The sequence below is a fragment of the Streptomyces sp. NRRL S-87 genome (genome assembly GCF_000719335.1).
GTDB lineage: Bacteria > Actinomycetota > Actinomycetes > Streptomycetales > Streptomycetaceae > Streptomyces.
Genome location: NZ_JOGB01000246.1, coordinates 1 through 217, shown reverse-complemented (window position 1 = coordinate 217; position 217 = coordinate 1). Strand labels below are relative to the sequence as shown.

At 71.4% G+C, this 217-nt stretch carries 1 protein-coding gene; it reads left to right on the top strand.

The window, feature by feature from the left end:
* Positions 1 to 217: KR domain-containing protein (locus IF43_RS37660; RefSeq protein WP_037891806.1), on the top strand; the 217-nt coding region annotated here is incomplete at both ends.

Here is a 217-nt window from a genome sequence, read left to right as displayed (position 1 = left end):
GGCGGAGCACCCGCTGACCGCGGTGGTGCACACTGCGGGTGTCCTCGACGACGGTGTGGTCGGCTCGTTGACGGCCGAGCGGCTGTCGGCGGTGCTGCGTCCGAAGGTGGACGCGGCGTGGCACCTGCACGAGCTGACGGCCGACCTGGACCTGTCCGCGTTCGTGCTCTTCTCCTCCGCCGCCGGCGTGTTCGGTGGTGCGGGTCAGGCCAACTAC